Origin of the sequence: Nitrospirillum iridis (genome assembly GCF_014205765.1) — a bacterium.
Taxonomy (GTDB): domain Bacteria; phylum Pseudomonadota; class Alphaproteobacteria; order Azospirillales; family Azospirillaceae; genus Nitrospirillum; species Nitrospirillum iridis.
On sequence record NZ_JACIIZ010000041.1, the window covers coordinates 1 to 4,052 of the forward strand.

Below are 4,052 nucleotides of genomic sequence, written 5' to 3' on the forward strand. Positions count from 1 at the left end.
GCCGGGGCTGTCTACAGAAATCTTGCAGCCTCATGACGTTTTTCGGCAGACACCACAATCCCTATGCAATCCCTATATATGCTCGCGCGGGCGCGGGGATAAGGGGCCGAATGCGGAACTTCCGGAGGGATGAACGGCTGAAAGAAGGAACTGACCGTAGTAGATCACCGGCCACACACCCTGTCCGGGGGTAGACGTTACGATCCGGCGTTGGCCATCAGCGGTCGAGCCTGGAAGACGGTCTTGAGACAGATGCGGGTGGCGAAGTTCTTGACGCCCGGCAGCCGCGATAGCTGCGCCCGCAGCAGGTCGTCCAGCGCCCCTACGTCGCGCACGGCCACCCGCAGCACATAGTCGAAGGGGCCGGCGGTGGTATGGCATTCCAGCACGGCCCCCACCTCAGCCACCGCCGCTTCGAACGCCTCGTGCCGTCCCAGGTCGATCGCCACGTCAATGAAGGCCAGCAAGGGCAGGCCCACGCTGGCCCGGTCGATCTCCGCCCGGTATCCCATGATGACGCCCTTCTCCTCCAAGGCCTGCACCCGGTTCCAGCACGGCGTCTTTGATAAGCCGGCCGCTTCGGCGATCTGGGCGAACGAGGCGCGTCCGTCGGTTTCCAGAACGGTCAACAAGCGCCGGTCGATGGCATCCACCTTCATTCTCCATTAATTGATTTTCTCGGAACGTTGTTCCGCACTCTTCGCTTTGGCAAGGGCATTCGTGACAATGTTCCGTCATTAGCGCGGTAAGATCACCAGGCAAGGGAACAGGATGGAGACCATGGGGCATGACGCTGGACCGTGAGATCTGCGCCGCATTGGATCGTGACGATCCGCTGGCGGCGTTCCGCGAGGAATTCGAGATTCCGGACGGGCTCATCTACCTGGATGGCAACTCGCTGGGGGCCCTGCCCCGAGCGGTGAAACGGCGGCTGGCGGACGTCGTCACCCAGGAATGGGGCGCGGGCCTGATCCGCAGCTGGAACACCGCGCACTGGATCGACCTGCCACAGCGTGTGGGCGCCGCCATCGCCGGACTGATCGGGGCGCGACCGGATGAGGTGGTGGTGGCGGACTCAACCTCCGTCAACCTCTTCAAGCTGGCCACGGCGGCCCTGGGCCTGCGCCCCGGACGCCGCGTCATCGTGACGGAGCCGGGCAACTTTCCCACCGACCTCTATATCCTGCAAGGCATCCAGCGCCTGCTGAACGACCGGGTGGAGCTGCGCGTGGTGGCGCCCGAGCACCTGGCGGGCGCCATCGACGGCGACACCGCCCTGCTGCTGCTGACCCAGGTGCACTACCGGACCGGCCGCGTCCACGACATGATGGCCCTGACCCGCCGGGCGCATGAGGTCGGCGCGCTGGCCCTGTGGGACCTGTCGCACAGTGCCGGCGCCATCGACGTGGACCTGAACGCCGCCGGCGCCGATCTGGCGGTGGGCTGCGGCTATAAATATCTCAACGGCGGCCCCGGCGCGCCGGCCTTCCTGTTCGTCGCCCAGCGGCATCAGGCGCAAGCGCAGTCCCCCCTGTCGGGGTGGATGGGGCATGCGGCGCCCTTTGCCTTCTCCGATGACTATCTCCCGGCGCCGGACATCCGCCGCATGCTATGCGGCACGCCCGCCATCCTGGGCCTCGCGGCCCTGGAGATCGGGGTGGGCATCATGGCGCGCGCCGACCACCGCCAACTCCGGCGGAAATCGATGGCCCTGGGCGACCTGTTCATCCGCTTGGTGGAACAGGAATGCCCCGGCCAGTTCACCTTGCAATCGCCCCGCGACGCGGCGGCGCGCGGCAGCCAGGTCAGCCTCGGCCACCCGGAAGGCTATGCCATCATGCAGGCCCTGATCGCCCGGGGCGTCATCGGCGACTTCCGCGCGCCGGACACGATGCGCTTCGGTTTCACCCCCCTCTATGTCCGTCACAGCGACGTCTACGACGCCGTGGCGCACCTCAAGGACATCATGGACAGCGGCGCCTGGCAGGATGCCGCCCACCAAGCCCGTGGAGCCGTGACGTGAGCGCGACCGATACCCCCACCCATCCCCGCACCCTGGCCGTCGACCTTTCCGGGGAGGCGCTGCATGAGGCGCCGCCCATGAGCTATGGCGCCTACCTGGGGCTGGACCAATTGCTGGCGGCTCAGCATCCGCGGTCCGGCGAGCATGACGAGCTGCTGTTCATCATCATCCACCAGGCGTCGGAGCTATGGATGAAGCTCAGCCTGCATGAACTGCGAGCCGCCGTGCGCCAGATCCAGACGGATGACCTGGGCCCGGCCTTGAAGATGATCGCCCGCGTCAGCCGCATCCAAGCGCAGCTGATCCAGTCGTGGGAGGTGTTGTCCACGATGACGCCAGCGGATTACAGCCTGATCCGCCCGCATCTGGGGCAGAGCAGCGGCTTCCAGTCCTATCAGTATCGGCACCTGGAATTCCTGCTGGGCAACAAGAACGCCGGCATGATGACCGTCCACCGTTCCGAGCCCGCGATCTTCGCGGCGTTGGAACAGGCCCTCACCGCCCCCAGCCTCTATGACGAGAGCCTGCGCCTGCTGGCCCGCCGGGGCTTCGACATTCCGGCCGCGAAGCTGGAGCGCGACTTCTCCCAACCCTATGAGCCCGATCCCCAGGTGGAGGCCGCCTGGCTGGCGGTCTATCGCGACCCGCATCGTCATTGGGAATTATACGATCTGGCGGAAAAGCTGGTGGACGTGGAATATCGGTTCCAGCAATGGCGCTTCAGCCACATGAAGACGGTGGAGCGCATCATCGGCTTCAAGCCCGGCACAGGCGGCACCGGTGGCGTCAGCTATCTGGTGAAGGCGTTGAGCCTCAGCTTCTTCCCCGAACTGCTTTCCGTGAGGACAGCGCTATGACCCTCTGGGACATCACGCAGGCGGTGCGCCCCGGCATTCCGGTATGGCCCGGCGATACCGCCTACCAGGAAGAGCGGGTCTGGACCCTGGGGCCAGGCTGCCCGGTCAATGTCAGCCGCCTGACCTTGTCCACCCACACCGGCACCCATGCCGACGCGCCGCTGCATTATGATGCGGCGGGGCTGCCCATCGGGGCCGTCGACCTTGTCCCCTATCTCGGGCCCTGCCGCCTGATCGACGTGACGGCCGGACAGGGACCGGTGGAGCCGGAAGAGTTGAGCGGCCGGCTGGACGACGCGCCGCCGCGCATCCTGCTGCGGACCTACCGGCATTTCCCCCATGACAGCTGGATCACGGCCTTTCGCGCCATTGATTGCGCGACCATCGAGAGGCTGGCCGCCGCCGGCGCCCGCCTGATCGGCGTGGATGCCCCGTCGCTCGACCCGGAGGAGTCCAAGGACCTGCGGGCACACGACGCTGTGCGCCGCAACGTCATGGCCATCCTGGAGGGGCTGGTTCTCGACGCCGTGCCCGAGGGGGACTATGAGTTGATCGCCCTGCCATTGAAACTGGCCCAGGCCGATGCCGCACCCGTGCGGGCCATCTTGCGCGCCCTACCGATGGCGACCAGGGCGGGCGCCTGAGGACGTTCGCGAAAAGGGGCCGCCCAATCCGCTCCCAAACCGGCTGCTCAGGGCTCAATGGGCCGATACCGCTTTCGTTGGCGGTCACCGGGGGCACCTTGATCGCCACATGGGGGCCCCCTCGATAGAGGCCCCGCCGGGGTATTCCGGCGGGGCTGGGATGGCTCTTGTCCCGGGTCAGAAGCTCCAGCTGGCGCGCAGGACACCACCGTGGCTCTGGTAGTCGTGACGGTATTCGCCGTTGTACTCCAGGCGCAGGCTGAAGGCGTCGCTGTGCTGCAGGGTGGCGCCGAGGTTGACGGCCAGGCCGTCGGTGTTCACCCGGCCGGTGGTGCTGGCGAAGCTAACGCCCGCCAGCACGCCCGTCGTCGGGATGGGCGCGTCGCGGAAGTCGTGCACCCACGCCACTCGCAGGTCCGGCGAGAGCTTGCCGAACAGGGTGTCCATCTCCGTGTCCACCTTCAGCCCCAGTTCCTGGGTCACGGCGTTGGTCGCCAGCGTGTCCACCTTCAGGTTGGCCGCCCCGGC

At 66.9% G+C, this 4,052-nt stretch carries 5 protein-coding genes; 3 read left to right on the forward strand and 2 right to left on the reverse strand.

Annotated features, from left to right (window positions below; genetic code table 11):
- Nucleotides 1–197: 197 nt before the first annotated feature.
- The gene (locus tag FHS74_RS29990) at nucleotides 198–659 is read right to left on the reverse strand and encodes an Lrp/AsnC family transcriptional regulator (protein ID WP_211106641.1); all 462 of its coding nucleotides are present in this window, start codon (nucleotides 657–659) and stop codon (nucleotides 198–200) included.
- A gap of 128 nt (nucleotides 660–787) precedes the next feature.
- Between FHS74_RS29990 and kynU the strand changes: the two genes are divergently transcribed.
- From kynU to kynB, 3 genes are read left to right on the forward strand one after another with little or no spacing between them, the layout of a single operon-like run.
- Nucleotides 788–2,023 carry a kynureninase gene (gene kynU, locus FHS74_RS30825; protein ID WP_184807943.1) on the forward strand — a complete coding sequence of 412 codons (1,236 nt, stop codon included), beginning with the start codon at nucleotides 788–790 and terminating at the stop codon, nucleotides 2,021–2,023.
- Nucleotides 2,020–2,880, forward strand: a complete 861-nt coding sequence (gene kynA, locus FHS74_RS30000) for a tryptophan 2,3-dioxygenase (RefSeq protein ID WP_343067079.1) — start codon at nucleotides 2,020–2,022, stop codon at nucleotides 2,878–2,880. Before kynU ends, kynA begins: the two co-directional genes overlap by 4 nt.
- Entirely contained in the window at nucleotides 2,877–3,524 is a 648-nt protein-coding gene (kynB, locus tag FHS74_RS30005; protein WP_184807944.1) for an arylformamidase, read from the forward strand. The genes kynA and kynB overlap by 4 nt, the downstream gene beginning before the upstream one ends.
- Before the next feature lie 177 nt (nucleotides 3,525–3,701).
- On the opposite strand, the gene FHS74_RS30010 is transcribed toward kynB, so the two are convergent.
- Nucleotides 3,702–4,052: autotransporter outer membrane beta-barrel domain-containing protein (locus FHS74_RS30010; RefSeq protein ID WP_184807945.1), on the reverse strand; the 351-nt coding region annotated here is incomplete at its 5' end.